The sequence below is a fragment of the Oerskovia enterophila genome (genome assembly GCF_044748475.1).
Classification (GTDB): Bacteria; Actinomycetota; Actinomycetes; order Actinomycetales; family Cellulomonadaceae; genus Oerskovia; species Oerskovia enterophila.
In genome coordinates this window covers 511,829-538,435 of the sequence record NZ_JBIVFZ010000001.1, presented here as the reverse complement: position 1 = coordinate 538,435, position 26,607 = coordinate 511,829, and the positions used below count along the sequence as shown (strand labels likewise).

General features: G+C 72.2%; 24 protein-coding genes. 11 read left to right on the top strand and 13 right to left on the bottom strand.

Annotation, left to right across the window (positions count from 1 at the left end; all coding sequences use genetic code 11):
• Nucleotides 1-116 precede the first annotated feature (116 nt).
• Nucleotides 117-2,810, bottom strand: a complete 2,694-nt coding sequence (locus tag ACIPWA_RS02295) for a GH92 family glycosyl hydrolase (protein WP_400287913.1) — start codon at nt 2,808-2,810, stop codon at nt 117-119.
• Between the two features lie 481 nt (nt 2,811-3,291).
• Here ACIPWA_RS02295 and ACIPWA_RS02290 point away from each other — a divergent pair, with 481 nt between their 5' ends.
• Nucleotides 3,292-4,833, top strand: coding sequence for an aminopeptidase P family protein (locus ACIPWA_RS02290; protein ID WP_400287912.1), 1,542 nt, complete (start codon nt 3,292-3,294; stop codon nt 4,831-4,833).
• 111 nt (nt 4,834-4,944) lie between these two features.
• Here the strand turns inward: ACIPWA_RS02290 and ACIPWA_RS02285 are convergent, their stop codons facing one another.
• Nucleotides 4,945-5,694 (bottom strand): class I SAM-dependent methyltransferase, encoded by a 750-nt coding sequence (locus ACIPWA_RS02285; RefSeq protein WP_400287911.1) that lies wholly within the window; start codon nt 5,692-5,694, stop codon nt 4,945-4,947.
• Between the two features lie 130 nt (nt 5,695-5,824).
• Here ACIPWA_RS02285 and ACIPWA_RS02280 point away from each other — a divergent pair, with 130 nt between their 5' ends.
• From ACIPWA_RS02280 to ACIPWA_RS02270, 3 genes are all read left to right on the top strand, one after another.
• Nucleotides 5,825-6,850: an ATP-binding cassette domain-containing protein gene (locus ACIPWA_RS02280; RefSeq protein WP_400287910.1), complete on the top strand. Its 1,026-nt coding sequence runs from the start codon at nt 5,825-5,827 to the stop codon at nt 6,848-6,850.
• The gene (locus tag ACIPWA_RS02275) at nt 6,847-7,686 is read left to right on the top strand and encodes an ABC transporter permease (protein ID WP_400287909.1); all 840 of its coding nucleotides are present in this window, start codon (nt 6,847-6,849) and stop codon (nt 7,684-7,686) included. Before ACIPWA_RS02280 ends, ACIPWA_RS02275 begins: the two co-directional genes overlap by 4 nt.
• An 83-nt stretch (nt 7,687-7,769) precedes the next feature.
• Nucleotides 7,770-8,765, top strand: coding sequence for a TetR/AcrR family transcriptional regulator (locus ACIPWA_RS02270; protein WP_400287908.1), 996 nt, complete (start codon nt 7,770-7,772; stop codon nt 8,763-8,765).
• A gap of 76 nt (nt 8,766-8,841) precedes the next feature.
• Here the strand turns inward: ACIPWA_RS02270 and ACIPWA_RS02265 are convergent, their stop codons facing one another.
• The gene (locus tag ACIPWA_RS02265; RefSeq protein ID WP_197487017.1) at nt 8,842-9,333 is read right to left on the bottom strand and encodes a MarR family winged helix-turn-helix transcriptional regulator; all 492 of its coding nucleotides are present in this window, start codon (nt 9,331-9,333) and stop codon (nt 8,842-8,844) included.
• A 92-nt stretch (nt 9,334-9,425) separates the two neighbouring features.
• On the opposite strand from ACIPWA_RS02265, the gene ACIPWA_RS02260 reads away from it, so the two are divergent.
• Nucleotides 9,426-9,815 (top strand): cupin domain-containing protein, encoded by a 390-nt coding sequence (locus ACIPWA_RS02260; RefSeq protein WP_400287907.1) that lies wholly within the window; start codon nt 9,426-9,428, stop codon nt 9,813-9,815.
• A 26-nt stretch (nt 9,816-9,841) separates the two neighbouring features.
• Here ACIPWA_RS02260 and ACIPWA_RS02255 read toward each other — a convergent pair whose 3' ends face one another.
• The 9 genes from ACIPWA_RS02255 to ACIPWA_RS02215 all read right to left on the bottom strand — a co-directional run bounded on the left by ACIPWA_RS02255 (nt 9,842) and on the right by ACIPWA_RS02215 (nt 18,754).
• The gene (locus ACIPWA_RS02255) at nt 9,842-10,693 is read right to left on the bottom strand and encodes a YflT domain-containing protein (RefSeq protein WP_400287906.1); all 852 of its coding nucleotides are present in this window, start codon (nt 10,691-10,693) and stop codon (nt 9,842-9,844) included.
• 140 nt (nt 10,694-10,833) lie between these two features.
• Nucleotides 10,834-11,670: a class II fructose-bisphosphate aldolase gene (locus ACIPWA_RS02250; protein ID WP_056647705.1), complete on the bottom strand. Its 837-nt coding sequence runs from the start codon at nt 11,668-11,670 to the stop codon at nt 10,834-10,836.
• A complete protein-coding gene (locus ACIPWA_RS02245; RefSeq protein ID WP_400287905.1) occupies nt 11,671-12,651 on the bottom strand; it encodes a 1-phosphofructokinase family hexose kinase in 981 nt (326 codons plus the stop codon).
• Nucleotides 12,648-13,697 (bottom strand): ROK family protein, encoded by a 1,050-nt coding sequence (locus ACIPWA_RS02240; protein ID WP_400287904.1) that lies wholly within the window; start codon nt 13,695-13,697, stop codon nt 12,648-12,650. The genes ACIPWA_RS02245 and ACIPWA_RS02240 overlap by 4 nt, the downstream gene beginning before the upstream one ends.
• Complete coding sequence (locus tag ACIPWA_RS02235; RefSeq protein WP_400287903.1) at nt 13,694-14,590, bottom strand: SIS domain-containing protein; 897 nt, start codon at nt 14,588-14,590, stop codon at nt 13,694-13,696. The genes ACIPWA_RS02240 and ACIPWA_RS02235 overlap by 4 nt, the downstream gene beginning before the upstream one ends.
• A gap of 104 nt (nt 14,591-14,694) precedes the next feature.
• The gene (locus tag ACIPWA_RS02230) at nt 14,695-15,555 is read right to left on the bottom strand and encodes a DeoR/GlpR family DNA-binding transcription regulator (RefSeq protein WP_231907682.1); all 861 of its coding nucleotides are present in this window, start codon (nt 15,553-15,555) and stop codon (nt 14,695-14,697) included.
• The gene (locus ACIPWA_RS02225; protein ID WP_400287902.1) at nt 15,552-16,466 is read right to left on the bottom strand and encodes a carbohydrate ABC transporter permease; all 915 of its coding nucleotides are present in this window, start codon (nt 16,464-16,466) and stop codon (nt 15,552-15,554) included. Before ACIPWA_RS02225 ends, ACIPWA_RS02230 begins: the two co-directional genes overlap by 4 nt.
• The gene (locus ACIPWA_RS02220) at nt 16,463-17,407 is read right to left on the bottom strand and encodes a carbohydrate ABC transporter permease (protein ID WP_056647697.1); all 945 of its coding nucleotides are present in this window, start codon (nt 17,405-17,407) and stop codon (nt 16,463-16,465) included. The genes ACIPWA_RS02225 and ACIPWA_RS02220 overlap by 4 nt, the downstream gene beginning before the upstream one ends.
• A gap of 105 nt (nt 17,408-17,512) precedes the next feature.
• Nucleotides 17,513-18,754: an extracellular solute-binding protein gene (locus ACIPWA_RS02215; protein WP_056647694.1), complete on the bottom strand. Its 1,242-nt coding sequence runs from the start codon at nt 18,752-18,754 to the stop codon at nt 17,513-17,515.
• A 284-nt stretch (nt 18,755-19,038) separates the two neighbouring features.
• On the opposite strand from ACIPWA_RS02215, the gene ACIPWA_RS02210 reads away from it, so the two are divergent.
• Nucleotides 19,039-20,361: a magnesium transporter MgtE N-terminal domain-containing protein gene (locus tag ACIPWA_RS02210; protein ID WP_056647690.1), complete on the top strand. Its 1,323-nt coding sequence runs from the start codon at nt 19,039-19,041 to the stop codon at nt 20,359-20,361.
• The gene (locus ACIPWA_RS02205) at nt 20,354-20,986 is read left to right on the top strand and encodes a DUF1003 domain-containing protein (RefSeq protein ID WP_068625569.1); all 633 of its coding nucleotides are present in this window, start codon (nt 20,354-20,356) and stop codon (nt 20,984-20,986) included. The genes ACIPWA_RS02210 and ACIPWA_RS02205 overlap by 8 nt, the downstream gene beginning before the upstream one ends.
• A gap of 68 nt (nt 20,987-21,054) precedes the next feature.
• On the opposite strand, the gene ACIPWA_RS02200 is transcribed toward ACIPWA_RS02205, so the two are convergent.
• Nucleotides 21,055-21,852: a maleylpyruvate isomerase N-terminal domain-containing protein gene (locus tag ACIPWA_RS02200; protein ID WP_056762508.1), complete on the bottom strand. Its 798-nt coding sequence runs from the start codon at nt 21,850-21,852 to the stop codon at nt 21,055-21,057.
• Nucleotides 21,853-21,886: 34 nt separating this feature from the next.
• On the opposite strand from ACIPWA_RS02200, the gene ACIPWA_RS02195 reads away from it, so the two are divergent.
• The 4 genes from ACIPWA_RS02195 (at nt 21,887) to ACIPWA_RS02180 (ending at nt 26,574) form a co-directional block, all read left to right on the top strand.
• Nucleotides 21,887-23,056, top strand: coding sequence for an Mrp/NBP35 family ATP-binding protein (locus ACIPWA_RS02195; RefSeq protein WP_400287901.1), 1,170 nt, complete (start codon nt 21,887-21,889; stop codon nt 23,054-23,056).
• A 454-nt stretch (nt 23,057-23,510) separates the two neighbouring features.
• On the top strand, nt 23,511-24,488 hold the full coding sequence (locus tag ACIPWA_RS02190; RefSeq protein WP_400287900.1) for an efflux RND transporter periplasmic adaptor subunit: 978 nt from the start codon (nt 23,511-23,513) through the stop codon (nt 24,486-24,488).
• Complete coding sequence (locus tag ACIPWA_RS02185) at nt 24,485-25,378, top strand: ABC transporter ATP-binding protein (protein WP_400287899.1); 894 nt, start codon at nt 24,485-24,487, stop codon at nt 25,376-25,378. The genes ACIPWA_RS02190 and ACIPWA_RS02185 overlap by 4 nt, the downstream gene beginning before the upstream one ends.
• Nucleotides 25,375-26,574, top strand: a complete 1,200-nt coding sequence (locus ACIPWA_RS02180) for an ABC transporter permease (protein ID WP_400287898.1) — start codon at nt 25,375-25,377, stop codon at nt 26,572-26,574. The genes ACIPWA_RS02185 and ACIPWA_RS02180 overlap by 4 nt, the downstream gene beginning before the upstream one ends.
• Nucleotides 26,575-26,607: the final 33 nt, after the last annotated feature.

Genomic DNA, 26,607 nt, shown 5'->3' with positions numbered 1-26,607 from the left:
GTAACGACCCAGGACCGACAAGGCCCCAGGCACCCGAGGCGAGAACCGCCGTCGGGCACCTGGGGCCTTCTTCCTGCTACCTGCTCACCTCCCGCACCGGCACGTGCGGGCCGGCGTCAGCCGCAGGACGTCGCCGGGTAGGCGACCTCCACCGTGCGCGGCTCGGCGCCCGGGAGCGTCACCGTGACGCTCGCCGTCCCGGCCTCGACCGAGCCCGAGCGCGCGTTGAACGTCTGCGCGGCGCTCTTGCCGGGCTGCAGCCCGTGGAACGACTTCGTCCCGAACGGCGTCGCCAGGACGACGTCGACCGCGGTGTCGGCCGAGCTCGTGGCCTTGACCGAGACCTGGACGTTCTTGCCCACGCAGCGAGCCGTCGCGGAGACCTCGACGGGCAGCGGCGGGAGCGGCGCCGACAGGCTCGGGATGCGGTCCGCGGGCGCCGTGCCCCACGTGAGGCCCGCGCTCGAGTCGGCCAGGTCGAACTCGAGCGTGCCGCCGTCCTGGATCGCCGAGGCGTCCATCCACGCGGCCGTGTGCTCGGCGCCGTCGAGCGTGACGCCCGAGACGTAGCTCGGCAGGTCCTCGTTGGCCCCCTCGGCCGAGATGGCGAACGTCGTGCCCGCGTCGGTCGTGACGGTCGCGGACTGGACCTTGGGCGCGTTGAGCGCGAGCATGCCCGAGCCCGGCAGGACGGGCTCGAACCCGAGCGCGGCCATGACGTACCAGGCGGCCAGGGTGCCCAGGTCGTCGTTGCCGACGCCCCCGCCCGGCGTGTTCGGGAACCGGTTGAGGTTCGCGGCCAGCACGTCGTTCGTCTTCCACGGCTGCCCGACGTACCCGTAGAGCCACGCGTTGGTGATCGTCGGCTCGTTGCCCGGGTTGTAGCGGATCGTCTGGTAGTACGAGCTGCCACCGCGCGCCCACGTCGAGGGCGAGACGCCCGGCTTCGCGGCGAGCGCCGGCATGTCGAAGTAGTAGTCGAGACGCTCGACGAACGCGTCCTCACCACCCATCGCCTCGGCCAGACCCGTGACGTCCTGCGGGACCATCCACTGGTACTGCCACGGGACACCCTCGTGGAAGCCCGTGCGCGTGACGTCGGTCAGCTCGGGGAGAGTGACGAACGTACCGTCGGGGCGCTTGGCGTTGACCATGCCCTGGAAACCGCCCGAGAGCTGGACGTCCGGGTTCCACAGCGTCTGCCAGTTGCGGCCCTTGGCGAGGAAGGCCTCGGCGTCCTCGGTCTTGCCGAGGCGCTGAGCAGCCGCCCCCAGGCCCGCGTCGGACAGCGCGAACTCGAGCGTCGACGAGCCGCCGTGACGGTACTCCTCGTACTGCCCGCCCAGGCCGCCCTCGTTCTCGGGGTAGAACGGGATGTGGCCGTTCTCGTTGTAGAAGGCCGCGCTCTGGCGACCCACCGACGCGACGCCGGCAGGCGGGGCCGTCGTGGCGTTCTCCACGAGGTAGCCCCAGAGCTCGTCCGAGATGTCGTCGGGCACGGTGCCCATGGCAAAGTTCTCCGCGAGCCACGGCGTGACCGGGTCGCCGGCCATGATGTTGGTCTCGAGCGCGCCCAGCGACCAGCGGGGCAGCCAGCCGCCCTCGACGCGGTGCTGATACATCGAGCGGACGATGTCCTCGGCGCGCTCGGGGAGCAGCAGGGCGTGCAGCGTCGCCTGGGTGCGGTACGTGTCCCAGAGCGAGAAGTTCTGGTAGTAGTCCCAGCCGTCGGCCTGGTGCTCCTCGAGGTCCATGCCGCGGTACCGGCCGTCGACGTCGTTGCCGATCGTCGGGGACAGCAGCGTCTTGTAGAGCTGGGTGTAGAAGATCGTGCGCTTCTCGGGCGAGGCCTCGATGTCGACGCGGCCCAGCTCGGTGTTCCAGGCGTCGCGCGCCTCCTCGCGGATCTCGTCGAACCCGACCTGGACGCCGTCGCGCACGGCCTCGGCCTCACGGTTGCCGCGAGCGCCGTCGACGCTCACGAAGGACACGCCCACGCTCACCTCGACGTCGCGGTCCGTGGTCGTGTCGAACACCGCGACGGCGCCGTTGCGGCCCGTCGTGACCTGGCTCGTGGTCGAGCCCGCGGTGTAGGCGCCGGTGGTGCCCCACGTGCCCGACGAGGACACGGGGCGGTCGAACGTGGCGCTGAAGAAGTAGCGCTGCTTGGCGGGCGTGCCGCCGCAGAAGCCGCCGTTGTCGACCCAGCCCTCGAGCGTGTGGTCGTCGACCCACGTGACCGAGCTGGCGCCCGCGTCGCGCAGCGTCTGCCCGACGTTGAACGACAGGTGCGACGTGCTCGAGGCCGGGAACGTGTACCGGTGCGCACCCACGCGGGTGGTCGCGGTGAGCTCTGCGTGCACGTCGTTGGCGAGCGTGACCTCGTAGAAGCCGGCGACCGCCTTCTCGGTGCTCGCCTGGTCCTTGATCGCGATGGGGGTCCGGGCCGTGCGCGGGGCCGCGGTGGTGTCCGGGGTCACGAGCAGCTCGCCCGCCGCGGGGCAGCCTGCGCTGTTGACGTGCCGGTGGCTGAAGCCCCAGACCCGCCCGGCGTTCTTGCTGTAGGAGGTCGAGGCGTAGGAGTTGGAGTTGTCCGGGCTGAGCTGGACCATGCCGAACGGGACCGTGGCGCCGGGGTAGGCGTTGCCCTCGCTCTCCGTCCCGACGAAGGGGTTCACCTCGAGGGAGTGGTCCACGGGCGGGCGCGGTTCAGACCGGTCCTGCGGAACTGCGGCGACCGGGGAGGCGATACCCGCCCCGATCAGCAGCGCGAGCCCCGCGGAGAGCGTGGCGAGTCGTGATCGTCTCATGTGTGTTCGTCCTCTTCGACGTCCGAGCGGGCAGCGATGCCCACGACGCTCAGGCCTCGTCCGGCGCGCACCGGTGCGCGGTCCGGCGCCCGTCCGACGACGACGTGGGGTCGCGAGAGCGGCTGGCACCGGTGCCGGACGACGAGCGTCCGCGGCCCAGCATTCCCGCGAATGACTGCGCTGTCAATTAAGAATGACAGCGCAGTCATCTTTTGCTGCGGCAGGGCTGCTCGACGGCCGCACGCGCTCCCCGAGAGCATCCGGAGCACACCCGAGCGCCGTCCGGGGTGCGCCACGCGTCACGCCACCTCTGCGCCCGACGGATGCTCCGCCGTCGGGCCGCACGCGCTCCCCGAGAGCATCCGGAGCACACCCGAGCGCCGCCCGGGCGCTCCGCACGCCACGGCACCTCTGCGCCCGAGGGATGCTCCGCCGTCGGGCCGCACGCGCCCTCCCAGCGACCGATGGGAGACTGGTGGCCATGAGCAACGACACCACCCCCGTCAGCGCCCCGGCCGCGGAGTCCGAGCAGGAGATCGCCGCCCGGAACGACAACCGGTCGCACCGGCCCGACTCCGAGGCCTTCAAGGCGTTCATCACGAGCGGCTGGGCGCCGCGCGCGAGCAGCGACGTCGAGGCCGGCGCCGCCGCCCCGTACACCGCCGCCCGCCGCGCCGAGCTGTCCGCAGGCTTCGCGGGTGCGCGCCTCGTGATCCCCGCCGGCCCGCTCAAGGTCCGCTCGAACGACACCGACTACCGGTTCCGCCCGCACTCGGCGTTCGCGCACCTCACGGGACTCGGCACCGACCAGGAGCCCGACGCGGTCCTGGTCCTGCACCCCGTCGAGCCCGGCACGGGCGACGACGGCTCGAACCACCACGCCGTCCTCTACGTGCGCCCCCTCGCGGCGCGCGACACCGACGAGTTCTACGCCGACTCGCGCTACGGCGAGTTCTGGGTCGGGGCCCGCCCCAGCCTCGAGGACGTCACGACCCTCACCGGGATCGAGGCCGCGCACGTCGACGAGCTGCGCGACGCGCTCGCCAAGGACGTCGGCGAGCACGTCGTGCTGCTCGTCGTGACCGGGGCGGACGAGACCATCGAGGCCCTCGTCGAGGCCATCCGCCTCGAGAACGGCCAGGCCGACGACGCCGCCGCGGACGCCACGCTCGTCGAGGCCGCCTCCGAGCTGCGCCTGGTCAAGGACGCGCTCGAGGTCGCGCACATGCGCGAGGCCGTCGACGCGACGATCGCGGGCTTCGCGGAGGTCGTGCGCAACCTGCCGCGCGCGACCGGGCACCGCCGCGGCGAGCGCGTCATCGAGACGACGTTCGACGCGCACGCCCGCCTCGAGGGCAACACGGTCGGCTACGAGACCATCGCCGCCGCGGGCGAGCACGCCACGACGCTCCACTGGATCCGCAACGACGGCCAGGTCCGCACGGGCGAGCTCGTGCTGCTCGACGCCGGCGTCGAGGTCGACTCGCTCTACACGGCCGACGTCACGCGCACGCTGCCCGTCGACGGCACCTACACCGACGTCCAGCGCCGCATCTACACCGCGGTGCTCGACGCCGCCGACGCGGCCTTCGCGGTCGCCGTCCCCGGGGCCCGCTTCCGCGACATCCACGCGGCCGCGATGGAGGTCATCGCCGAGCGCCTCGCCGAGTGGGGCCTGCTGCCCGCGACCGCCGAGGAGTCCCTCGCCCCCGAGGGCCAGTTCCACCGCCGCTGGATGGTGCACGGCACGAGCCACCACCTGGGCCTCGACGTGCACGACTGCGCGCAGGCACGCCGCGACCTGTACGTCGACGGCGTCCTGGAGCCCGGCATGGTCTTCACGATCGAGCCGGGCCTGTACTTCAAGAGCGACGACCTGACGGTCCCCGAGGAGTACCGCGGGATCGGCATCCGCATCGAGGACGACGTCCTGATCACGCAGGACGGCAACGAGAACCTCTCGGCGGCGCTCCCCCGCCGCCCCGAGGACATCGAGGCATGGATGGCCTCGCTGCGCGACTGAGCACGGCCAGGCTGTCGGAAGGGGGCCGGGGTACACCCCGGCCCCCTTCTGACGCCCCAGCGTCGCGGGCCGCACGCGTCCGACCCCGGTACGGCGTCGACGCCCCGCGGCTCAGACGGCGCGCGCGACGACGAGCAGCTCGCCGGCCCCCTCTCCGACGGCCTCGCGCCCCCACCCGCCGTCGACCTGCTCGACGGCGAAGCCCACCGCCTCGACGCTCCGGCGCACCACGTCCTCGGCACGGAACCGCAGTGTCGCGGTGCTCGTGAGCTCGTCCCCCTCGGGCATCTCGTAGCCGAGCGTGAAGTCGACGACGCCGTCACGCTCGCCCGTGACCTCGCTCCAGGTCTGCACGACGCGCCCGTCGCTCAGCGTCACCGGGTCACGGTCGTCGGGGGCGTGCCACGCCTCCCAGCCACGGGCACGGGGGTCGCGGGTGTCGAAGACGAGGAGACCGCCCGGCACGAGGGCCTTCCGGAGGTCGGCAAGGACGACCGCCCACTCGTCGTCGGCGACGAAGAACTGGGCCACGTGGCTCGTCATGAGGGCGACGTCGAACGCGTCCGCGGGCGCGTCGGCGGACGTCCCGTGGACCCAGGTCACGGCCTCACCACCGGGACGTCGCCGGGCCGCGTCGAGAGAGGCGCCCGCGGGGTCGATGCCCGTCACCTCGTGCCCGGCGTCCGCGAGCGCCACGGTCAGCCGACCCGTGCCGCACCCGAGGTCGAGCACCCGCCCGCCCGGGCCCTCGGCCGCGCGGGCGAGGAAGTAGTCGTCGTCCGGACCCCAGGTGTTCTGGGCGTCGTAGACCTCGACGAGGCGGGCGTCTCGGAACTCGGCCTGATGAGTGGCGGGCTGCATGCCGTCACGGTACCCGGCCGTCCGTGCGCGGGTCACCAGAAATCCACCTCTTGTGTACGTCACACACAGTGCGTATGGTCTACACAGTGTAGGAGGTACACAACAGTCTGCGATGCACACGGAGGTAGCGATGCCCGACCCGATGATCGACGTCCGGGGACTCACGAGGTCCTACGGATCCCACGCCGTCCTGCAGGGCGTGGACCTGTCCGTCCGACGAGGCGAGATCTTCGCCCTCCTCGGACCCAACGGCGCGGGCAAGACGACCGCCGTCAACATCCTCACGACCCTCGTCCGCCCCGACGCCGGGACCGCGACCATCGCGGGGCACGACGTCGTCCGCCAGGCCGCGCGGGTCCGCGAGGTCATCGCGCTCACGGGCCAGTACGCCTCGGTCGACGAGTTCCAGACGGGCGAGGAGAACCTCGCGATGATGGCCACGCTCGCGCACCTGCCGCGAGCAGCCGTCAGGGCCCGCACGGCCGAGCTCCTCGACCGCTTCGACCTCACGGACGCCGCCCGGCGCCGCGTCGAGACGTACTCGGGCGGCATGCGCCGGCGTCTCGACCTCGCGATCAGCCTGGTCGCGAGCCCCCAGGTCCTGATCCTCGACGAGCCGACCACCGGTCTGGACCCGCAGTCTCGTTCCGAGCTCTGGGACGTGGTCCGCGAGCTCGCGGCCGACGGCATCACGGTCCTGCTCACGACCCAGTACCTCGAGGAGGCGGACCGGCTCGCCGACACCATCGCGGTGCTCGACGGCGGACGGATCGTCGCCCGCGGGACCGCGAGCGAGCTCAAGGCCCTCGTCCCCGGCCAGCACGTACGGGTCGACGTCGAGGACTCCCACGCGCTCGCGTCCGTCCAGCAGATCGGCCTCGAGATCTCCGAGGTCGACGAGAAGGACCTCGCGGCGCTGGTCCCGACGACGGACCCGCTCCGCACGGTCCGCGACGTCCTGGCGCGGGCCGACGAGCGCGGCATCCCCGTGACGGGCGTGTCCGTGGTCAAGCCCTCGCTCGACGACGTGTTCCTCGCCCTCACGGGATCACGCGCCGCGCGGGCCACGATCCCGGCACAGGGCACCTCGACCACCCCGGCCGCCCCCACCCACCCCGCGGTCTCCCCCGCGACGACGAAGGCAGGCCTGCGATGAGCACCACGGCACCGACCACCACGCGGCGCCCCGCACCGGGACGCCCCTCTCACACGGCCCCGGCCCGCGTCGGCCAGTCCCCCGCGACCGCGCTGCGCGACGTCTCGGCCATGACGGGCCGCGAGCTGCGGCGCACGCTGCGCAGCGTCGACGGGCTGGTCACGGCCCTCATGCTGCCCGTCCTCATCATGCTCGTGTTCGTCATCGTGTTCGGCGGGGCGATCGAGGACGACGGGAGCTACGTCGACTACGTCGTGCCCGGGATCCTGGTCCTGTGCCTGGGCTTCGGCTCGGCGACGGCCGCGCTCTCGGTGGCCCAGGACATGACGAGCGGCACGATCAACCGCTTCAAGACCCTGCCGATCTTCGGCCCCTCGGTCCTGTGGGCGCACGTCCTGGCCAGCACGGTCCGCAACCTCGTGTCGGCCACGCTCGTCCTGCTCGTGGCCGTCGCGCTCGGTTTCAGTCCCGGGGCCGACCTGGGCGGCTGGGTGGGCGTCGCGGGCTACCTCGCCCTCATGGTCCTCGCGTTCACGTGGCTGAGCTGCCTCGCCGGCCTGGTCCTGAGCGTCGACGCCGCGGCGAGCTTCAACATGTTCTTCCTGTTCGTGCCGTACCTGTCGAGCGGGTTCGTGCCGGTCGAGACCATGCCGACGTGGCTGCACGGCTTCGCGATGCACCAGCCGTTCACACCCATCATCGAGACGTTGCGCGCGCTGCTCTCGGGGACATCGACCGCGGGGCAGCTCGGGCCGGCGCTCGCGTGGCTCGTGGGCATGTTCGCGGTCTCGTGCGCCGCGGCGTCGATCCTCTACCGGCGCCGGACGGCGCACTGAGGGCGCTCGACCCGTGCGGCCGACGCGTTTCCGCCCGTCTCCGCCCGGGCGGCGATCACGACCGGAGCAGCGATGATGTACCCATGACGGACACCACCGATCCCGGCCTGCCCCACGCCATCGCCCTGGCGTGGGGCGTGGCCGAGAACCCGCAGCGCGGCCCTCGTCGCGAGCTGAGCATCGAGCGGATCGTCGAGCAGGCCATCGAGATCGCCGACGCCGAGGGGCTCGGGGCGCTCTCGATGAGCAAGCTCGCGGCGGCCCTGGGGTACACGACCATGTCGCTGTACCGCTATGTCACGAGCAAGGACGACCTGCTGCTCCTCATGCAGGAGCAGGCGATGGACATCGACCTTCCCTCGGGCGCGCACCCCGAGCTCACCGCGGTCCTGGAGGGGCGGATCCCCGCAGGCGACGGGCCCACGTGGCGGCGCGGGCTGCGCGAGTTCGCGCTCGCGTCGCTCGCGGTCTACGAGGCCCACCCGTGGTTCCTCGACGTCGCGGTCCAGGGGGTCCCGCTCACGCCCAACAACCTCCGGTTCGTCGACCTGGGCCTGCGCGCGATGCACGACACCTCGCTGTCCGACGCCGACAAGCTCGCGATGATCATGCTCGTCACGAGCTACGCGCAGAGCGCCGCCCGGATCCAGCGCGAGCTGCGCGGGGCCCGGCAGGACCCGGGAGGGCGCGACGTGAGCGGGGCCGCGTACGCCGAGGTCTTCTCCGAGCTGGTGACGCCCGAGCGCTTCCCGTACCTGCACCCCGTGGTCGCCTCGGGCGCCTACCTGAGCGAGGACGACGGGGTCGACGACGTCGTGTTCGGCCTCGAGCGGGTCCTCGACGGGATCGGGGTCTACGTCGAGCGGACGCCCGCCGAGCGCGCCGAGTCCCCGCTCCCCCCGCACGAGGAGCGCGAGGCCGCCGAGCTCTATGCGCGCGACGCCAGGGTCAAGGAGGCGTCCAAGGCTCGTCGCGAGGCCGAGAAGGCCGTGCGCGAGGCCGAGAAGCGCCTCAAGGAGGCACGCAAGCGCGAGCGGGACGCCGCGAAGGCCGCGGCCGAGCGGGCAGCCCGCGACTGAGCCCCGCTGAGTTGTCAGAAGGTGGCCGGGGTATGCCCCGGCCACCTTCTGACAGCTGGCCCGTCGGTGCTGTCCGTCAGGCCCTCGGCCGCTCGTCCGGGGTCGAGGAGCGCTGCGAGAGCCAGCCGGGCAGGTCCCCGACAGGTCGTTCGTCGGCCACGTCGGCGAGGGCCTCGACCAGCGCGTCGAAGCGGGCGTCACCGAGCGTGCGCCGCCACCCGTCCATGACGCGTTCGAAGCCTGCCGCGCTGGCCGCCAGGAACTCCTCGGCGCGGGACGTCCGGCGGAGCAGCACCGCTCGGCGGTCCCCCGGCACGGAGTCCCGGACGACGTAGCCGACCTTCTCGAGGCCCACCGCGGTCTTGGCCGCCGCCTGCTTCGAGACGCCGAGGCGCTGGCCCAGCTCGTTGATCGTGCAGCCGTCGGGCCCGATCGCCTGGAGCGCGAACCCGTGCAGCGGCCGCGCCTCGGGATGCCCCTGCTCGGCGAGCTCGCTGTGGAGCGCATCGATGCTGCCGCGGAACGCACCGGCGAGGAGCAGGACGACGCGCCATCCGGGTTCGCTCACCGACACACCTCCATCTAGACAACATGGTTGACGATATCGCACGGGCATGGTTCCTTTGAAGGACAACAACGTTGTCCATCTAGGGAGTCGACATGCCTGACATCAAGATCGCCCGCACGGACACCCGCGTCACCGAGACGCCCAACGCCTCGATGACGACGCTGGCCTCCCCCACGCAGGGTGGCACCACGACGGTGAGCCTGTGGCGCGTCTCCATGCGCGCCGGCCAGCGCGGGCCCCGCCACACGTTCGACGTCGAGCAGGCGTGGCACCTGCTCGACGGTACGGCGACGGTCGTCGTCGACGACGAGACCGTCGACCTGTCGGTCGGCGACACCGTGGTCCTGCGCGCCGACGTGCCCCGTCAGGTCGGCACCGGGTCGGGCGCCGAGTTCGTCGTCACCGGCCTCGCCGGCGGGCTGGCTACCCCGACCTCACCGGACGGCCCCGGCGAGCCGGTCTCGCCCGCCTGGATCGGATAGCCACGCCTCCGGGCGAGCCCGGGGACCTACCGCGTGCCCGACGACGTCTCGTCGGTCGCGCCGTCGGCGGCAGCCTGGGCTTCGGTCGCCGGGGCGGGGTGCCCCTCGGCGGGCGCGCCGTCGGCAGGAGCGGGCGGCGTGAGGTCGCTGCGCATGGCCCCGTAGCGCGGCGCGCCCGAGGGCGTGGTCCAGCGCGGGTCGGGCGTCCTGACCGGAGGTGCCGGCTGGGCCGGCGCGTCGGCCGGCTGGACCGGCGTCGCGACGGGAGCCGGAGTGTGCGGGGCCGTCGGCTGCTGTGTCCCCCACGTCTGCCCCGGCTGCTGGCCGGGAGCCTGGCCCCACTGGCCCGGCTGCGCGGGCGGACCCGCGACCGGCGGGACCTGGCGCGCGATGGCCGCGGCGCCGTCGGGCATCTGGGACAGGAGGCGGCGTGCGTCGCCCGCGCGCTCCGCGAGGCACAGCAGCGAGTACGACGAGGCGACGATCTGGCTCGACGAGGTGAAGTCACGCTTGCCGCCCGTGAGCGAGTACGACAGCACCGAGAACAGCAGGCCGAAGCCCGCACCCAGTCCGATCGCCGCGAGCATCAGGCCGCCGCCGCTGTTGAACATGTAGAGCAGCAGGCCCACGAACAGGCCGAACCACGCACCGGACGCGAGGCCCGCGAGCGCCACCCGACCGTACGTGAGGCGGCCCATGACGCGCTCGACCATGCGCAGGTCGGTGCCGACGATGGTCACGTACTCGACGGCGAACTTGTTGTCGGAGAGGTAGTCGACGGCCTTCTGCGCCTCGAGGTAGGTCGCGTAGGACGCGATCTGCTCCCCGCTCGGCGGCGTCGGGACCTTGGGCGCGGAATTGGGACGAGTCATGCTCATCTGCCCAGTCTCCCGTACAAGTCGGCAGGAGGCGAGGGCGTTCACTCAGGGGGTATCACCGGGGCAGAGGGCGGACGTCGGGGGAGAGGGCCGGCACCCTCTCCCCCGACGACGCCCCTCGGCCTCCCGGGAGAACCCCGTCAGGCCGCGTTCAGGACACCCAGCAGCCGCACGACCTCGTCGCGCATCGCGTCGCGGCCCGCACCGAGGTACTTGCGCGGGTCGACGACGGTCGGGTTCTGCTCGAGATAGGTGCGCAGCGCCCGCGTCAGGGTGTTGTTGAGGTGGGTCGAGATGTTGATCTTGGTCATCCCCTCCTCGACGGCACGCGTGAGGTCGGCGTCGGCGACGCCCGAGGACCCGTGCAGCACGAGGGGCACCGGCACGACCGCCCGCAGCTCGGCGATCCGTTCGAAGTCGAGCGAGGCCGTGCGATCGGTCATGGCGTGCGACGAGCCGACCGCGACCGCGAGCGCGTCGACGCCGGTCGCGGCGACGAACGCGACGGCCTCGGTCGGGTCGGTGCGCACGCCCGGGGCGTGCACCCCGTCCTTGCCCCCGACCTTGCCGAGCTCGGCCTCGACGAAGACCCCGCGGGCGTGGGCCTCGCGCACGACGTCGGCGGTCGCCTCGACGTTCGCCTCGTAGTCGAGGGCCGAACCGTCGTACATGACCGAGCCCATGCCCAGCTCGATGGCCTCGCTCACGAGGGCGCGGTCCTCGGCGTGGTCCAGGTGCACCACGACGGGTGCGCTCGACGCACGGGCGATCGCGAGCGTCGCGAGCGCGATCGGCTCGAGCCCGCCGTGGTACTTCGCGGCGTTCTGGCTGATCTGCAGGACGACGCCCGTGCCGGCGCGTGCGGCCGCGGCCACGAAGGCCTCGGCGTGCTCGACCTGGATCACGTTGAAGGCGCCGACCCCCCGGCGCTCGGCGCGGGCTCGGTCGATCAGCTGGCTGGCGGTGACGAGCGGCATTCAGTCCTCCGTGGTTCTCGGGGTGTCGTTCACGTTCTCGGTCAGGACGCGGGCGGCGAGCAGCCGCACGTCCTCGGGGTCGACCTCGCCCGCGACCGGCTGCAGCACCGCTGCGGCCGACGTGGCGACGGTCAGGGCCAGGCGCTCGGCCCAGGGCCGGCCGACGCTCACCGCGAGCGCCGCCATGGCCGCGTCACCGGCGCCCGTCGGGTTGCCGTGCACGGGGGCGTCGAGCCGGGCCCGCGCCGCAGGGGCCGTGGAGCCCGGCGCGAACGCCGCGAGCCCCTTCTCGCCGTCGGTCACGACGACGTCCCGCGCGCCCAGCGCCTGCAGCGCGGCCACGCCCTGGGTCAGGTCGTGCGTCCCGGTCGCCTCGGCGAGCTCGGCCCGGTTGGGCTTGATCAGGTCGGCGCCCGCCTCGGCGGCCCAGAGCAGGCCCGGCCCCGAGACGTCGGCGTGGACCGGGCAGCCGGCCTCGCGCAGCGAGCGCACCAGGTCGGTGAACCGGGCCTGCGTCGTGCCCGGTGGGAGCGAGCCGGAGATCGTCACGACCGGGCGGTCCGCCGTGAGGCCGACCGCGGTGCGGACGAGCAGCCCCCACTCCTCCTCGCTGAGCACGGCCCCCGGCTCGTTGAGGACCGTGGGGTGACCTCCGTCGTCGGGCCCCGCGTGCTCGGGGACGACCGCGACCGCCTGCCGCAGCGCGCCCGCGACCGGCACGAGAGACGCGGGCTGGCCCGCGGCCTCGAGGTCCGCCGCGAACGCCGGTGCGAGGAGGCCACCCACGGGGGCGACCGCGACCGAGTCCCCGCCCAGCGCGCGCACGACGCGCGCGACGTTGACCCCCTTGCCGCCCGCGCGGGCGGCGACCGACCGGACGCGCAGCGCCTCGCCCGGGTCCAGGCGGTCGACCCCGTACGTGACGTCCCACGCCGGGTTGGGCGTGAGGCACAGGACGCGGACCTGCCCGGGGCCCGTCACAGCGACTCCAGCGCGGCCGCGCTCACGGCGTCCCACGCGAGGACCGTCGCACCGTACGTGCCGGCCGCCGGTCCCAGCGTGGCCGGGACGAGCCGGGGCGCCGGGTGGATCGTGAGGTACGAGCGCACCGCGGCGTCGAGCGGGACCATGAGGTCGTCGCCCGCGCGCACGAGCCCTCCACCGATCACCACGACGGGCAGCGCCAGGACACGGACCATCTCGGCGACGAGCTCGCCGAGGCGGTCGACCGCGCGGTCCCAGACCTCGCGGGCCACGGCGTCGCCCGCGTGGGCGCGCGCCAGGACCTCGGCGGAGCCGGGCACCTCGTCGGTCGTCGCGCCCGTGAGCTCGCGATAGCTGCGCGCCATGCCCGCGGCCGACGCGAACGTCTCCGCGCACCCGGTGCCGCCGCACGGGCACGGCGCCCCGCCGTGCGCGCCACCGTGCCCGATCTCGCCCGCATACCCGCGCCCCACGTACACCTCGCCGCGCAGCACGACCGCCGCGGCGATGCCCGTGCCGATCGACACGTAGGCGTGGTCGGGCGCCCCGCGACCCGCGCCCAGGCGGGCCTCCGCGAGCCCGCCCGCGCGCACGTCGTGGCCGAACCCGACGGGCAGGCCCGTCGCGTCCGTGACGACCTGCCGCAGCGGCAGGTCGACCCAGTCGAGGTTCTCGGCGCTCACCACGAGGCCCGCCCCCTCGTCGACCGTGCCCGGCACCGCGAGCCCCACGCCCCGGACCTGGTAGCCCGCAGGGACCTCGGCGCGCAAGGCCTCGACGGCCGCCAGGACCGCGGCGAGCGAGGCCTCGGGGCCCTCGGCCGCCCGGGTGGGGGTGACCCGCTCGACGAGGATCTCGTCGAGCCCGTCCGGGTCGGTGCCGCGCGCGACGAGCACGGACTTGATGTCGGTCCCGCCGACGTCGAGCGCGATCACCGCCGGGCGCAGGCCTGCCCCCGTCGCTCCCGCCGCCGCCCCTCCACGGGACGACGGCGAGAGGTCCGGGACGACGGGGAAGGCGAGCTGCTCTTCCCCGACCATCATGATGCGGAGTCCTCCAGGATGATCGAGCGCGTCAGGTGACGCGGGGCGTCGGGGTCCAGGCCCTTGCGCTCGGCGTTCGCGACAGACAGGAGCTGGCAGCGCACGAGCGTGAGCTGCGCGTCCTCGTCGAAGCGCACCACGAGGGCCCCCGTGCGCTCGATGTCGTCGACCAGGCCCGGGACCTCGGCGCCGAGCAGGATCACGGCGCTCGTCTCGTCGGAGATGCTGATGGGACCGTGGCGGTAGTCCATGGCCGGATACGCCTCGGCCCAGGCGAGCGACGCCTCGCGCATCTTGAGCCCCGCCTCGTTCGCGAGCCCCACGGCCATGCCGCGCCCCAGGAACGTGAACTGGGTGCGAGCCAGGACTGCCTCGGGGACCTCCCAGCCCACGACCTCCTCGGCTGCGGTCGCGAGCGCCTCGATGTCGTCGCCGAGTCCGGCACGCAGGAGCGTGAGCGCGGCCGTCGCGAACCGGGTCTGGACCACGGACTGCTCGTCGGCGAAGGGCATCACGACCACGTCGTCCGCGGCGCCCGCACCGGGCGAGGTCGGGTCACCGACGATCGCGAGGGTCCGCTGCTTGCCGTCGAGCACCTCGAGGAGGTGCAGGATCTCGGTGGTCGTCCCGGAACGGGTGATCGCCACCACGCGGTCGTACTCACGGCCCACCGGGTACTCGCTGCCGGCGAACGCGTCCGTGACCCCCTGACCCAGCTCCTCGCGGCGGGCCGCGTAGGCCTGGGCGATGAACCAGGACGTGCCGCAGCCGACGATCGCGACGCGCTCGCCGGGCTGCGGGAGGACAGCGGCGCTCTCGGCCGCGAGGCGGGCCGCCTCGCGCCAGACCTGGGGCTGGCTCGCGATCTCGACGCTGACGTGGGAGGTGCTCATGGTGATGTCAAACCCTTCTGGTGTGGCCACCGGGTCGCGCGGTCGGCGCGGTCCGGCGTCCGTCGTGGTGCGGACGTGTGTGGCGGGAGCGGCGGAGGCTCGTCCTAGACGACGATGACCTCGACGCCTGCGTCCCGCAGGGGGGCGAGCTGTTCCTCGGTCGCTCCCGAGTCGGTCACGAGCGTGGTGATCCGGGAGATGTCGCAGATCTGCGCGAACGAGCGCTCGCCGACCTTGTCGGAGGTCCCGACGGCGATCACGTGGCGCGAGTGCTCGACGAGCGCGGACGTGACCCCGGCCTCGTCGGGGTCGCCGCACGTGAGGCCCGCCTGGGCGTCGATGCCGACCATGCCGAGCACGAGCACGTCGAGCCACAGGGTGCGCGCCATGCTCACGGCCAAGGGGCCCGTCAGCTCGTAGGACTGGGCGCGCGCCGTGCCGCCCAGGCAGACCGTGCGCAGCTGCGGGCGCAGGACCAGCTCGGCGGCGATGTTGAGCGCGCTCGTCACGATCGTGTAGACGTGCTCGCCGTTGCGGGCCGCGTGCTCGGACCCCTGGTCGGAGAGCTCGCCGAGCGCCTTGGCGACCAGGGTCGTGGTGCGCCCGCCGTTGAACCCGATGACGGCCTGGTCAGCGTGGCGTTGCGTGACCAGGTGGGCCGCCGCCTCCGCGAGGCGCTGACGGTCGTCGAGCTGCTTGCCGTACCGGCCGGGAAGCCCGTAGGCGACCGAGGCCGCCACGATCCCCCCGTGGGTGCGGTGCGCGAGCTGCCGGTCCGCCATCTGGTCGAAGTCCCGGCGCACGGTCGACTCCGAGGTGCCGAACAGCTCTGCCACCTCGGTGACGGAGAGCCGGCGGCGGTCCGCCAGGAGCGCGAGCATGCGCTCCCAGCGGACCGACTTGCTGAGTCCGCCCGACGGCTCGGCGGCGCCGAGCTCGTGGGTCGCGTCCTCGATGCGTGTCACTTGATGCTCCCTGCGGTCAGACCTCCGACGAGACGCTTCTCGATGATCGCGAAGAGGATGATGACAGGCACGATGGCGACGATCGAGACGCCGAACACGTACTGCCACGCCGAGTCGTACTGACCCACGAACTTCGTCAGCGCCACGGACAGCGGCTGGTTGCCGGCCGTCGAGAGAATGACGAGGCTGGCGGCGAACTCGTTCCACGCAGCGACGAAGGTGAAGATGATCGCCGTCACGATACCGGGCCAGACCAACGGCAGGTTGATGCGGAACAGCGTCGCCCACCGCCCCGCCCCGTCGATCTGCGCGGCCTCGTCGATCTCCTGCGGGACGCTCGCGAAGAAGCTGTGCATGATCCACACCGCGAACGCCAGGTTGAAGGCCGCGTTGACCAGGATCATCGCGAGCCAGGTGTCGACGATCCCGAACGCGAGGAACTGCCGGAAGAGGCCCGCGACGAGCACTGCGGGCTGGAGCATCTGCGTGACCAGCACGAGGAACAGGAAGGCCATGCGCCCCGGGAACCGGAAGCGTGCCGTGAAGTACGCGGCCGGCAGGGCCACGATCAGGACCAGGACCGTCGCCGCGACCGAGATGACGATCGTGGAGACGAGGTTCTGCGGGAGCGGCGTCTCCGGGGTGGACCACATGGTGACGTAGTTGTCGGGGTGCCACTGCTCGGGGAAGTACGTCGGCGGGATCCGCAGGATCTCCGCCCGGCTCTTGAGCGAGCCGAACAGCATGATGCCGTAGGGCAGCAGGAAGAGCAGCGTCACGAGGATGCCCGCGACGACCCGTCCGGGGATCGACCCGCCCGAGCCGGGGCCCCCGGTCGCATACCTCGACGGCTTCTTGAGGAGCTGCGCGGGGCGAGCGTCCGGCTCGCGCGTCAGGACTCCGTTGCTCACTCGTCCACTCCCTTCATCGGCTTGACGATGCGCATGTAGAGCGCGATGACCGCGATCACGATCACGAAGTTCACGACCGACAGCGCGCTCGCCTGGTCGACCGCGCGGTCGGACTGGATGAGCTTGAAGATGAGCGTGGTCGTGGTGTCCGCGTCGTATCCCGGGATCGATCCCGTCATGAGGCGCAGGATCGGCAGCGAGTTGAAGACGTTGATGATGTTGATGATCGCGGCGACCGCGAGAGCGGGCTTGAGCTGCGGCAGGATGATCGAGAAGTAGACCTGCCGGTGCGAGGCGCCGTCCATGCGTGCCGCCTCGACCACGTCGCTCGGGATCGACTGGAGCCCCGCGAGGAGCGTGTACGTGGTGAAGGGCAGCGAGACGAACACCGCGACGACGATCGCGACGACGAACGCGGACGTCGCGTTCTTGGTGAAGCCGAAGTCCGGGCTGTCGAGGATGCCCACGTCCGCCAGGAACTGGTTGATGATGCCGTAGTTGGGCTGGAGCCCGTAGTAGACGACGGTCGTGGTCATCACGACGCTCGCGGCCCACGGCACGATGACCGCGAGACGGACGATCTGCCGGCCGGGGAACTGCTTGTTGAGGAAGTTGGACAGCGCGAGCGACAGGACGACCGTGAGGGCGACGACGGCGACGACCCACACCGCGGTGTTCGCGAGCACGCGAGGCAGCGCGGGGATCGCGAAGACGTCCAGGTAGTTCTGGAACCCGGCGCTCCCCCGGTCGATGCCCGACTGCGAGATGTCACGGGTCGAGCTGAAGACCATGTACCCCGCAGGGAACAGGACGATCAGGATGATCAGCGCGAGGCTGGGGCCGATCCAGGGAAGCGCGGAGAGCAGCTCCCGGAACGAGCGGCGCGGCCGCTCGGGTGAACCGGCGGCGGGCGCCGGGGCGGTGGTGGTGGTCGAGCTCATCGAGGTCCTTCGGTGCCGGGTCCCTGGTCCCCGCGGCACGGGCCGGTCGCGCTGGCCGTGCCGCGGGGACCAGGGACTGCTGGACGGGCAGTTACCGGTCCGGGGTCAGGAGTCGCCCTTGGCCTGGATCTCCTGGAGGACCGCCGCTGCGTCCTTGCCCTGCGCGACCTGGCCGATGAGCGACTGGATCGCGCCCTGGGTGGCCGACCACTTCGGATTCGTCGACGGGTAGAACTGCGCGTCGGGCAGGAGAGCGAGGAACGGCGCGATGGACTCCTTGGTCGCGAGCTCCTCCGAGCCGGACTTCGTCACGGGGATGAAGCCCTCGGCGTCGACCCACGGCACGTACACGTCGGGCGTGTAGTAGTAGTCGAGGAACTTCTTGATCGCGTCCTGCTTCTTGCCGTCGTTCTTGAAGGCCATCAGGTGGTCGGCGACGCCAAGCGTCACGGGCGAGCCGTCCTTGGTGGCGATCGGCGCGGTGCCGTAGTTCAGGTCGGGGTTCTTCTCGGCGATCTGACCGATCGTGGGCGGCAGGCCGACGATCATGCCGATCTTGCCCTGGATGAACGTGTCGATGAGGGGCGTGCGGTCGGACGCACCGGCGTCGGGCTGCGTGAGGCCGCTCGTGGCGAGCTTCTGGAAGAACTGGGTCGCCTCGAGGTTCTCGGGGGTGTCGACCGTGATCTCCGACGCGTCGCCGTAGCCGCCACCGCCGCCGAAGAACCAGATGCCGGCCTCGGCCTGGGCCTCTTCCGAGCCGAGCGGCAGGCCGTAGCCGTACACGTCGCCCAGCGCCGAGATCTTGGTCGCGGCGGCCTCGAGCTCGTCCCACGTGGTGGGAGGCGCCGTGACGCCCGCCTTCTCGAAGATGTCCTTGTTGTAGAACATGGTGCGGGCCGAGGCGATGAGCGGCAGGCCGTACTGCGTGCCGTCGATCGAGGCGTTCTCGACGAAGGACTCCTGGAAGTCCGCGACGGTGTCGGGCGAGAGGACCTCGTCGGCCGAGTAGAGCAGGTCGTCCTCGACGAACCCGGCGAAGGCGTCGATGTTGAGGATGTCGGGGGCCTGGTTCGACTGGACCTTGGTCCGGACCACGTCGTTGATGTTGTCCCAGGACTGGACCTCGAGCTTGACGTCGATGTCCGTGTTCTCTGCCTCGAAGCCCTTGATCACGTCCTCCCAGAGCGACTTCGTCTGGTCGGAGTAGGTGGGAACCAGGAGGTTCAGGGTCGTGGCGCCGTCGGCCGCCGTGCTGTCGCTGCCGCTGTCGCCGCCGAAGCCGCACGCCGAGAGGGCGAGGCCCGCGACGATCGTCATGCTGACGAGCCGGATCGGGTTCTTCATGAGTACTTCCTCCGCTTCATTGCATTGAGGTGTTGCTCGAGCTGTGTCGCGGCAGGGTGCTCTGCCGCGATGAGGGCTCCGTCACGTTCCGTCACCAAGGATGACAGATCATGATCGATTGCGCCTCGTTGGTTCCAGATTCAAGCAGGTTGCACTCGTCTAGTCCAGTGGTCTCCGCGAGAAATCAGGTCACGACTTGGCCACGGTCCGCGGGTTCCCCGGCCCGCCCGCGCCGTCCGGCCCGTCGGGGCGCCACCCCGACGGGCGGTGCGTAGTCTTGCGACGTGAGTGCAACTACCCGCGTCTTCGTCGCGCGCCTGGCCGGTACGGCGGTGTTCGATCCCCTCGGTGACCAGGTCGGACGCGTGCGCGACGTCGTCGTCCTCCTCCGCCCCAAGGGGGCTCCCCGCGCGGTGGGCCTCGTGGTCGAGGTCCCCGGGCGACGGCGCGTGTTCCTGCCCCTGACCCGCGTCACGAGCATCGACGCCGGGCAGGTCATCAGCACCGGTCTCGTCAACATGCGCCGCTTCGAGCAGCGCGCCATGGAGACCCTCGCGGTCAGCGAGCTCCTCGACCGCACCGTGCAGTTCGTCGACGGGTCGGGTTCCGCGACCGTCGAGGACCTCTCGATCGAGAAGCAGCGCACGGGCGACTGGCTCGTCAACCAGCTCTTCGTGCGCCGTCACACGACCCCCAACGCGCTCGGCATCCGGCGGCGGGGCGACGCGTTCGTCGTCGAGATCGGCGCCGTCACGGGGCTCGCCGGCACGCCCGAGACCCAGGGTGCCGCCCGCCTGCTCGCGGCCTACGACGACCTCAAGCCCGCCGACCTCGCCGACGTCCTGCACGACCTGGGCGACACGCGCCGCCTCGAGGTCGCCACGGCCCTCGACAACGAGCGTCTCGCCGACGTCCTGGAGGAGCTCCCCGAGGACGACCAGGTCGCGATCCTCTCCGGCCTCGACACCGACCGCGCCGCCGACGTCCTGGAGGCCATGCAGCCCGACGACGCCGCCGACCTCCTCCACGAGCTCCCGCAGGAGCAGGCCGCCGAGCTCCTCGAGCTCATGGAGCCCGAGGAGGCGCGCGACGTGCGCCGCCTGCTCGCCTACGGCGAGGACACCGCGGGCGGTCTCATGACGACCGAGCCCGTGATCCTGGGCCCCGAGACCACGATCGCCACGGCGCTCGCCCAGATCCGCCGCAAGGACGTGCCCCCGGCGCTCGCCGCGATGGTGTTCGTCGTGCGCCCGCCGCTCGAGACCCCCACGGGCCGCTTCCTCGGCATCGTCCACTTCCAGAAGCTCCTGCGAGAACCACCGCACGTCTCGGTCGGGTCGGTGCTCGACTCGGACATCGAGTGGGTGCGCCCCGACGCGCCGCTCGGGCGCGTCACGCGTCTGCTCGCGGCCTACGACCTGCTGGCACTGCCCGTGCTCGACGACGAGAAGCGCCTGCTGGGCGCCATCAGCGTCGACGACGTGCTCGACCACATGCTCCCGGACGACTGGCGCGAGACCGACGACGAGTCCGAGGAGACGAGCCTGGGCACCCAGACCCCCGCGTCGTCCGCGTTCCCCGTCCGCCGAGGAGGTCACCGTGGCTGAGCGCCTCGACACCCCCAAGGCCGCGCGCCGCACCCTGCTGCCCCGCGTGCGGGTCGAGCAGGACGCGTTCGGCAAGATCTCCGAGGGCATCGCCCGCTTCATGGGCACCCCGCGGTTCCTGCTCTACATGACGGTCTTCTGCCTCCTGTGGCTCGGGTTCAACACGTGGGGACCCGAGTCCCTGCGGTTCGACTCCGCCGCGCTGGGCTTCACGGCGCTGACCCTGATGCTCTCGCTCCAGGCGTCCTACTCGGCACCGCTCATCCTGCTCGCGCAGAACCGCCAGACGGACCGCGACCGCGTGAGCGCCGAGCAGGACCGCCAGCGCGGCGAGCGCAACCTCGCGGACACCGAGTACCTCGCACGGGAGATGGCGGCCCTGCGTATCGCGCTGAGCGAGGTCGCGACGCGCGACTTCGTCCGCTCCGAGATCCGCAACCTGCTCGAGGAGCTCGACGAGAAGGAGACCGAGCGCGCGGAGGCCGCCCGCGCCGACGGGGCGGAGCGCCCGGGGCTCGACTCGCCGCTCCCCCGGACCGCGCAGCCACCGCGGAGCGGGACGCGCGACGCACGCCGGACCTCGGGGGGAGCCCGTCGCGCGGACGCCCCGCCCGAGCCGCGCTGACGCGACCGGTCGTGCGGTGATCCCGCCGCCTGCAGGTCAGGTCCGCCCCGACGCGAGCGGACGGGCGTCTACTGCGTCTCCTGCCCCGCGACCGCGCGCAGGCGGTCCGCGAGCGCCGCGTCCCCGCGGACGACCAGACCGTCCCGCTCTCCGCGTCCCCAGAGCCACAGGTCGAGGTCCCACGCGGCGCCCGAGACCTGCGTGGTCGTCGATCCCGGCAGGTCCACGAGCTGCGCCGAGTCGAGGTCGTACGCGGTGCCCGACTCGGGCCCGGTGCCCGTGAGGCGCCCGAACGCGAGCTCCCACGAGCGGGGCGTCTCGCCGGGACCGTCGACCGCGACAGCGACCGTGCTCCCGTCGGGGGTGAAGGTCGCCCACTCGGGGATGCCGTCGACCAGCACGCGCAGGATCTCGTCGACCCCGTCCGCGGCCACCTCGGGGTCGGCGCTCGTGACGTCCCGGCCGGCGGTCTGCTCGGCGTCCACCCGGTGGACGAGCGCCTCGTGCGCCTGTCGGCGAGCGACCCACCCGACGGTGCGGCCCGCGTCGTGCCACGACCAGCACGGCTCGGCGGGGTCACGGCCCGCGAGCGCGGCGAGCAGCCTGGCGGTGGCCTCGGCGGCGAGCGTCGGCAGGGCCGCGTCGTCGTCGGGCCGCGGGAGCGTGCGCACGTCGTCGCCGTCGAGCCCGCGCCCTTCCGCGGGCCCGACGACGGCGCTCCAGAAGTCCTGCACCTCGGCCAGGTGGTACGTCAGGTCCGCCGCGCCCCACTCGGGACAGGCCGGTACGCGGGCGTCCGGCCGTGCCGCGCGGACGGCGTCGAGGAAGAGTGCCGAGTCACGGGCGATCGAGGCGAGGGCGTCCATCCTCGAACGCTAGACGCCCGCTTAGGATGGGGCCATGGCTGGCGGCTCCGCAACACCCACGACCGATGCACTCGAGGACCTCGTCCGGACGGCTCTGACCCAGGTCATGGACCCGGAGATCCGGCGCCCCGTGACCGAGCTGGGGATGGTGCGCTCGGTCGACGTGAGCATCGACGCGGCTACCGCGGGGGGTGCGCACGTCGTGGTCGGCATCGACCTGACGGTCGCGGGCTGCCCCATGAAGTCGACCCTGGTCAAGGACGTCACGGCCGCCGCGCAGACCGTGGCGGGCGTCGGGAAGGTCGACGTCGACCTGGGCGTCATGAGCGCCGAGCAGCGGACGGCGCTGCGCACCATGCTGCGCGGGGGCGTCGGCGAGCCCGAGATCCCCTTCGCCAAACCGGACTCGTTGACCAAGGTCTACGCGATCGCCTCGGGCAAGGGCGGCGTGGGCAAGTCGTCGGTGACAGCCAACCTCGCGGTCGCGCTCGCCGCGGACGGCCTCAACGTGGGCGTGGTCGACGCCGACATCTACGGTTTCTCGATCCCGCGCATGCTGGGCGTGGACCGGGCTCCGACGCGCGTGGACAACATGCTGCTGCCGCCCGTCGCGCACGGGGTCAAGGTCGTCTCGATCGGCATGTTCGTGCCTCAGGGTCAGCCCGTGATCTGGCGCGGTCCCATGCTGCACCGTGCGCTCCAGCAGTTCCTCGCGGACGTCTACTGGGGCGACCTGGACGTGCTCCTGCTCGACCTGCCGCCGGGCACGGGCGACATCGCGATCTCGGTCGCCCAGCTCCTGCCGTCGAGCGAGATCGTGGTGGTCACCACGCCGCAGGTCGCTGCCGCGGAGGTCGCCGAGCGCGCGGGGTCGATCGCGACGCAGACGCAGCAGGGCGTGCTCGGCGTCGTCGAGAACATGTCGTGGCTCGAGCAGCCGGACGGGTCCCGGCTCGAGCTGTTCGGGTCCGGCGGCGGGGCGAGGGTCGCCGAGAACCTGTCGAAGGCGACGGGCAGCCCCGTCGAGCTCCTCGGGCAGGTCCCGCTCGACGTGACCCTGCGCGAGGCCGGTGACGCCGGTACGCCTGTCGTGCTGACGAACCCCTCGTCGCCGGCCGCGGTCGCGCTGCGCCAGGTCGCGACGCACCTCGCGACGCGCAGCCGGGGGCTCGCGGGCCGCCGCCTCGGGCTCTCGCCCGTCTAGGTCGCAGCGCACCCGAGAGCACACCCTGCGCGCACGGGCCCGGTCCGCACGGACCGGGCCCGTCGTCGTCGGACCTCCGGCCGACCGCGCGCTCCGGCTGCCGGACGGCCGTCCCGCGACACGGGACGGCTGCCCTCGCGGCACGCTCCGCGAAACGGCGACCGGACGTCTGGACACCCCTCGTCTCGACCGGTGTATGGTGCGCAGATCGTTTGTCAGAAGTGCGACCAATGAGGGTTGTCCAGGGGGACGCAGGCAGACATCACGGCAGGAACCTGACCTGATCGTGATCTTTCGCGCATCCATCTCATACCTGAGGTGGATACGTGGGCGCTCGCCCACCCCCTAGTCTTCCCAGAGCATGCCTGGACCTTGAGCTGTCGGCTCATCGGATTTCACCTGGAGACCTGCCGTGGGCGTCACACGCCGGATCATCTTTCCTACCCTTCGTCTCGTGATCTGGGCGGTGATCGCGGTGACCCTGGTGGTGATCGCGTTCAAGTCGGCCCCCCAGGCGGCGGGCGACGCCGAGTTCCCGTCGGCCGTCGTGACCCTTCCGCAGGTGGAGGTCGCCAAGGGCCCCATCACCAACACCGTGACCCTCACGGGCTCGGTCGTCGCGGACCCTGCCGGCCAGGAGAAGGTGACCCAGGTCGGCAAGGTCACCGCCGTGCACGCCAAGGTCGGTGACGTCGTCGAGGCCGGTGCCCCGCTCCTCGAGGTCACGCTCGAGACACCTCAGGACCCTCTCGTCACCACGAACAAGGAGACGGGCGAGGAGAAGGTGACCGAGCGCAAGCCCAAGGTCACCCGGACCACCATGAAGGCCAGCTCGGCCGGGACCGTCGCGACGTTCACCGCGATCAAGGACCAGGAGGTGAGCGTCGGCGAGACGTTCGCCTCGGTGTCCCCCGGGACCTTGTCGGTGACCGCGTCCATGCTCCCCGAGCAGCAGTTCCGTCTCCTGACGATCCCCACCGAGGCGACGGTCACGGTCACGGGGGGCCCCGCCCCGTTCACCTGCACCGCGCTGCGCATGGGCACGGCGGCAGCCGCCCCGGCGGCGGGCACCGAGGAGCCGGGCACCGAGCCCGGCGCGACGCCCTCGGCGTCGATCACGTGCGCCGTCCCGGCAGGCACGGTCGTGTTCGCGGGACTGGCCGCCAAGCTCGAGGTGACCGCGGGCTCGGCCGAGGACGCCCTGCTGGTCCCCATCACCGCGGTCCAGGGCTCGGTCGAGACGGGCAACGTGTGGGTCGTGGCCGAGGACGGCACGAACACCGAGAAGGCCGTGAAGCTCGGCATCACCGACGGCACGCAGGTGCAGATCGTCGAGGGGCTCGCCGAGGGCGACCTGGTCCTCGAGTTCGTGCCCGGCCAGGACGTCGCGCCGGTCGACGAGGGCATGATGTACGGGGGCTCGGCCGGATGAGCCTGCTCGAGCTGCACGGCGTGACCCGGTCGGTCCGCCTGCCCGACGACCGGATCCTGGAGATCCTGCGCGGGATCGACCTCACGGTCGACGCGGGCGAGCACGTCTCGATCGTCGGGCGTTCGGGGACCGGCAAGTCGACCCTCCTGAACATCCTGGGCTTGCTGGACACGCCCACGGCCGGCGAGTTCCTGCTCGACGGCGTCCCGATCGGCCGCCTGTCCGGCCGGGTCCGCGCGCGCCGGCGCGGGGCGGACTTCGGTTTCGTGTTCCAGCAGTTCAACCTGCTCCAGGCGCGCACCGCGCTGGAGAACGTCGCCGCGCCCCTGCTCTACGCGCAGGGCAAGCAGTTCTGGAACCGCAAGACGCTCGCCGCCGAGATGCTCGAGCGCGTGGGCCTGGGCGACCGTCTCGACACCATGCCCGAGAAGCTCTCGGGCGGCGAGCAGCAGCGCGTGGCCATCGCCCGCGCGCTCGTCCGCGGCCCCCGCGTGATCCTCGCCGACGAGCCCACGGGCGCGCTCGACGTCGACACGGGCGGCGAGGTCATGGACCTGCTCGACACGATCGCCCAGGAGAACGGGTCCGCTCTCATCGCCATCACCCACGACCTCGCGGTCGCCTCGCGCGCCAAGCGCCACTTCCGCCTCGCGGAGGGCGTCCTCGCGCCCATCGCGATCGGCGCCCGCAGCGCGGGTTCGCTCGACGGGCTGGGCACGGCCATGGAGCACGTGCCCGACGGCGAGGACCACCAGGCCGAGCACGTCGCCGTCCCGCTGGGCACGGTGGCGTCGGCCGCGCCCCTCGCCGACGTTGCCGGGGGCCGCACGCCCTCCGGCGCGGGCGACTCGCTCGACGACCTCTTCGGCGACTCGGTGGTGGCCTCGTGACCGGATTCTTCGGAGCCCTGGCGGAAGCCTGGGACGAGCTGCGGGTCCACAAGCTCCGCGTGCTGCTGGCCCTGATCGGCGTGGCCGTGGCGGTCTGTGCCATCACGACCATCACCGCGGCCGGCGACATGCTGCGCCAGGTCTCGGCCGAGTCCAACGAGCGATGGAGCGGGCGCCCCGCGACGCTCAACGTCAGTGCGTACCCGACGGGACAGGAGATGCCGGGGATCGAGGAGTACGTCGCGGCGTACGACGACATCGTGGCCCGGTACGAGGTCGAGTACTCGTCCATGGTCATGTGGACCCAGACCCCGTTCCGTTTCCCCGGCGGGACCCTCCAGGCCCAGACCAACGCCGTCAGCGCCGACTGGGCGACCATGCACCGGTTCGTGGTAGACGGCGGCCGGTGGTTCACCGAGGCCGACGAGGAGAACCTGTCCCCCGCCCTCGTGGTCAACCAGTCGTTCCTCGATACCCTCGGCCAGCGCATCGAGGACCACCCGACCATCGTGATCGGGGGCGAGAACCCGGTCCTGGCGACGGTCGTCGGCTCCTACCCGGACAGCTGGCCCGGCGAAGGCCCGTCCGCCTACATGCTCGTGGAGTCCCACCTGCGGTGGGCCTCCCCCGAGGCGCTCATGAGCTCCGGCGTGCCGTCGCTCGAGCTCTGGGTCCCCCCGGACACGGTCGACGTGCTCACCGAGGCCGTCCGCCGCGACCTGACGGGCGCGATCCCCGGGACGCAGGTCGACGTCAGCCGCATGGACAGCCCCGACATGAGCATGATCGACGGCGCGACCAAGTGGGTCATCCTCGGGGTCAGTGCGATCGCCCTGCTGCTCGGCGGGCTGGGGCTCGTCAACATCGCGCTCGTGACCGTCCGGTACCGGATCCGTGAGATCGGCATCCGACGCAGCTTCGGCGCCTCGTCCGGCCGGGTCTTCTTCTCGGTGCTCATGGAGAGCGTCGTCGCCACGGTCGTGGCCGGGGTCGTGGGCGTCTCGCTCGCGGTCGTGATCCTGCACAACGTCCCGCTCGACACGCTCATGGGCTCGACGGTCCAGGACCGTCCCGGCTTCCCGGTCTCGGCCGCCGTCACGGGCATGGTCGCCGCGGTGAGCGTCGGTGCGCTCGCCGGGCTGATCCCCGCGCTCGTCGCGGTCCGGGTCAAGGTGATCGACGCCATCCGCTACTGACCCGACGCTCCTGGGTGGGCGTGCCGCAGAGCT

Coding starts and splice junctions, on each gene's coding strand:
- ACIPWA_RS02290 (WP_400287912.1), top strand. CDS start 3,292: ATGAGCAACGACACCACCCCCGTCAGCGCCCCGGCCGCGGAGTCCGAG.
- ACIPWA_RS02215 (WP_056647694.1), bottom strand. CDS start 18,754: ATGAAGAACCCGATCCGGCTCGTCAGCATGACGATCGTCGCGGGCCTC.
- ACIPWA_RS02240 (WP_400287904.1), bottom strand. CDS start 13,697: ATGATGGTCGGGGAAGAGCAGCTCGCCTTCCCCGTCGTCCCGGACCTC.
- ACIPWA_RS02275 (WP_400287909.1), top strand. CDS start 6,847: ATGAGCACCACGGCACCGACCACCACGCGGCGCCCCGCACCGGGACGC.
- ACIPWA_RS02285 (WP_400287911.1), bottom strand. CDS start 5,694: ATGCAGCCCGCCACTCATCAGGCCGAGTTCCGAGACGCCCGCCTCGTC.
- ACIPWA_RS02185 (WP_400287899.1), top strand. CDS start 24,485: ATGAGCCTGCTCGAGCTGCACGGCGTGACCCGGTCGGTCCGCCTGCCC.
- ACIPWA_RS02280 (WP_400287910.1), top strand. CDS start 5,825: ATGCCCGACCCGATGATCGACGTCCGGGGACTCACGAGGTCCTACGGA.
- ACIPWA_RS02295 (WP_400287913.1), bottom strand. CDS start 2,810: ATGAGACGATCACGACTCGCCACGCTCTCCGCGGGGCTCGCGCTGCTG.
- ACIPWA_RS02235 (WP_400287903.1), bottom strand. CDS start 14,590: ATGAGCACCTCCCACGTCAGCGTCGAGATCGCGAGCCAGCCCCAGGTC.
- ACIPWA_RS02270 (WP_400287908.1), top strand. CDS start 7,770: ATGACGGACACCACCGATCCCGGCCTGCCCCACGCCATCGCCCTGGCG.
- ACIPWA_RS02255 (WP_400287906.1), bottom strand. CDS start 10,693: ATGAGCATGACTCGTCCCAATTCCGCGCCCAAGGTCCCGACGCCGCCG.
- ACIPWA_RS02220 (WP_056647697.1), bottom strand. CDS start 17,407: ATGAGCTCGACCACCACCACCGCCCCGGCGCCCGCCGCCGGTTCACCC.
- ACIPWA_RS02250 (WP_056647705.1), bottom strand. CDS start 11,670: ATGCCGCTCGTCACCGCCAGCCAGCTGATCGACCGAGCCCGCGCCGAG.
- ACIPWA_RS02195 (WP_400287901.1), top strand. CDS start 21,887: ATGGCTGGCGGCTCCGCAACACCCACGACCGATGCACTCGAGGACCTC.
- ACIPWA_RS02260 (WP_400287907.1), top strand. CDS start 9,426: ATGCCTGACATCAAGATCGCCCGCACGGACACCCGCGTCACCGAGACG.
- ACIPWA_RS02200 (WP_056762508.1), bottom strand. CDS start 21,852: ATGGACGCCCTCGCCTCGATCGCCCGTGACTCGGCACTCTTCCTCGAC.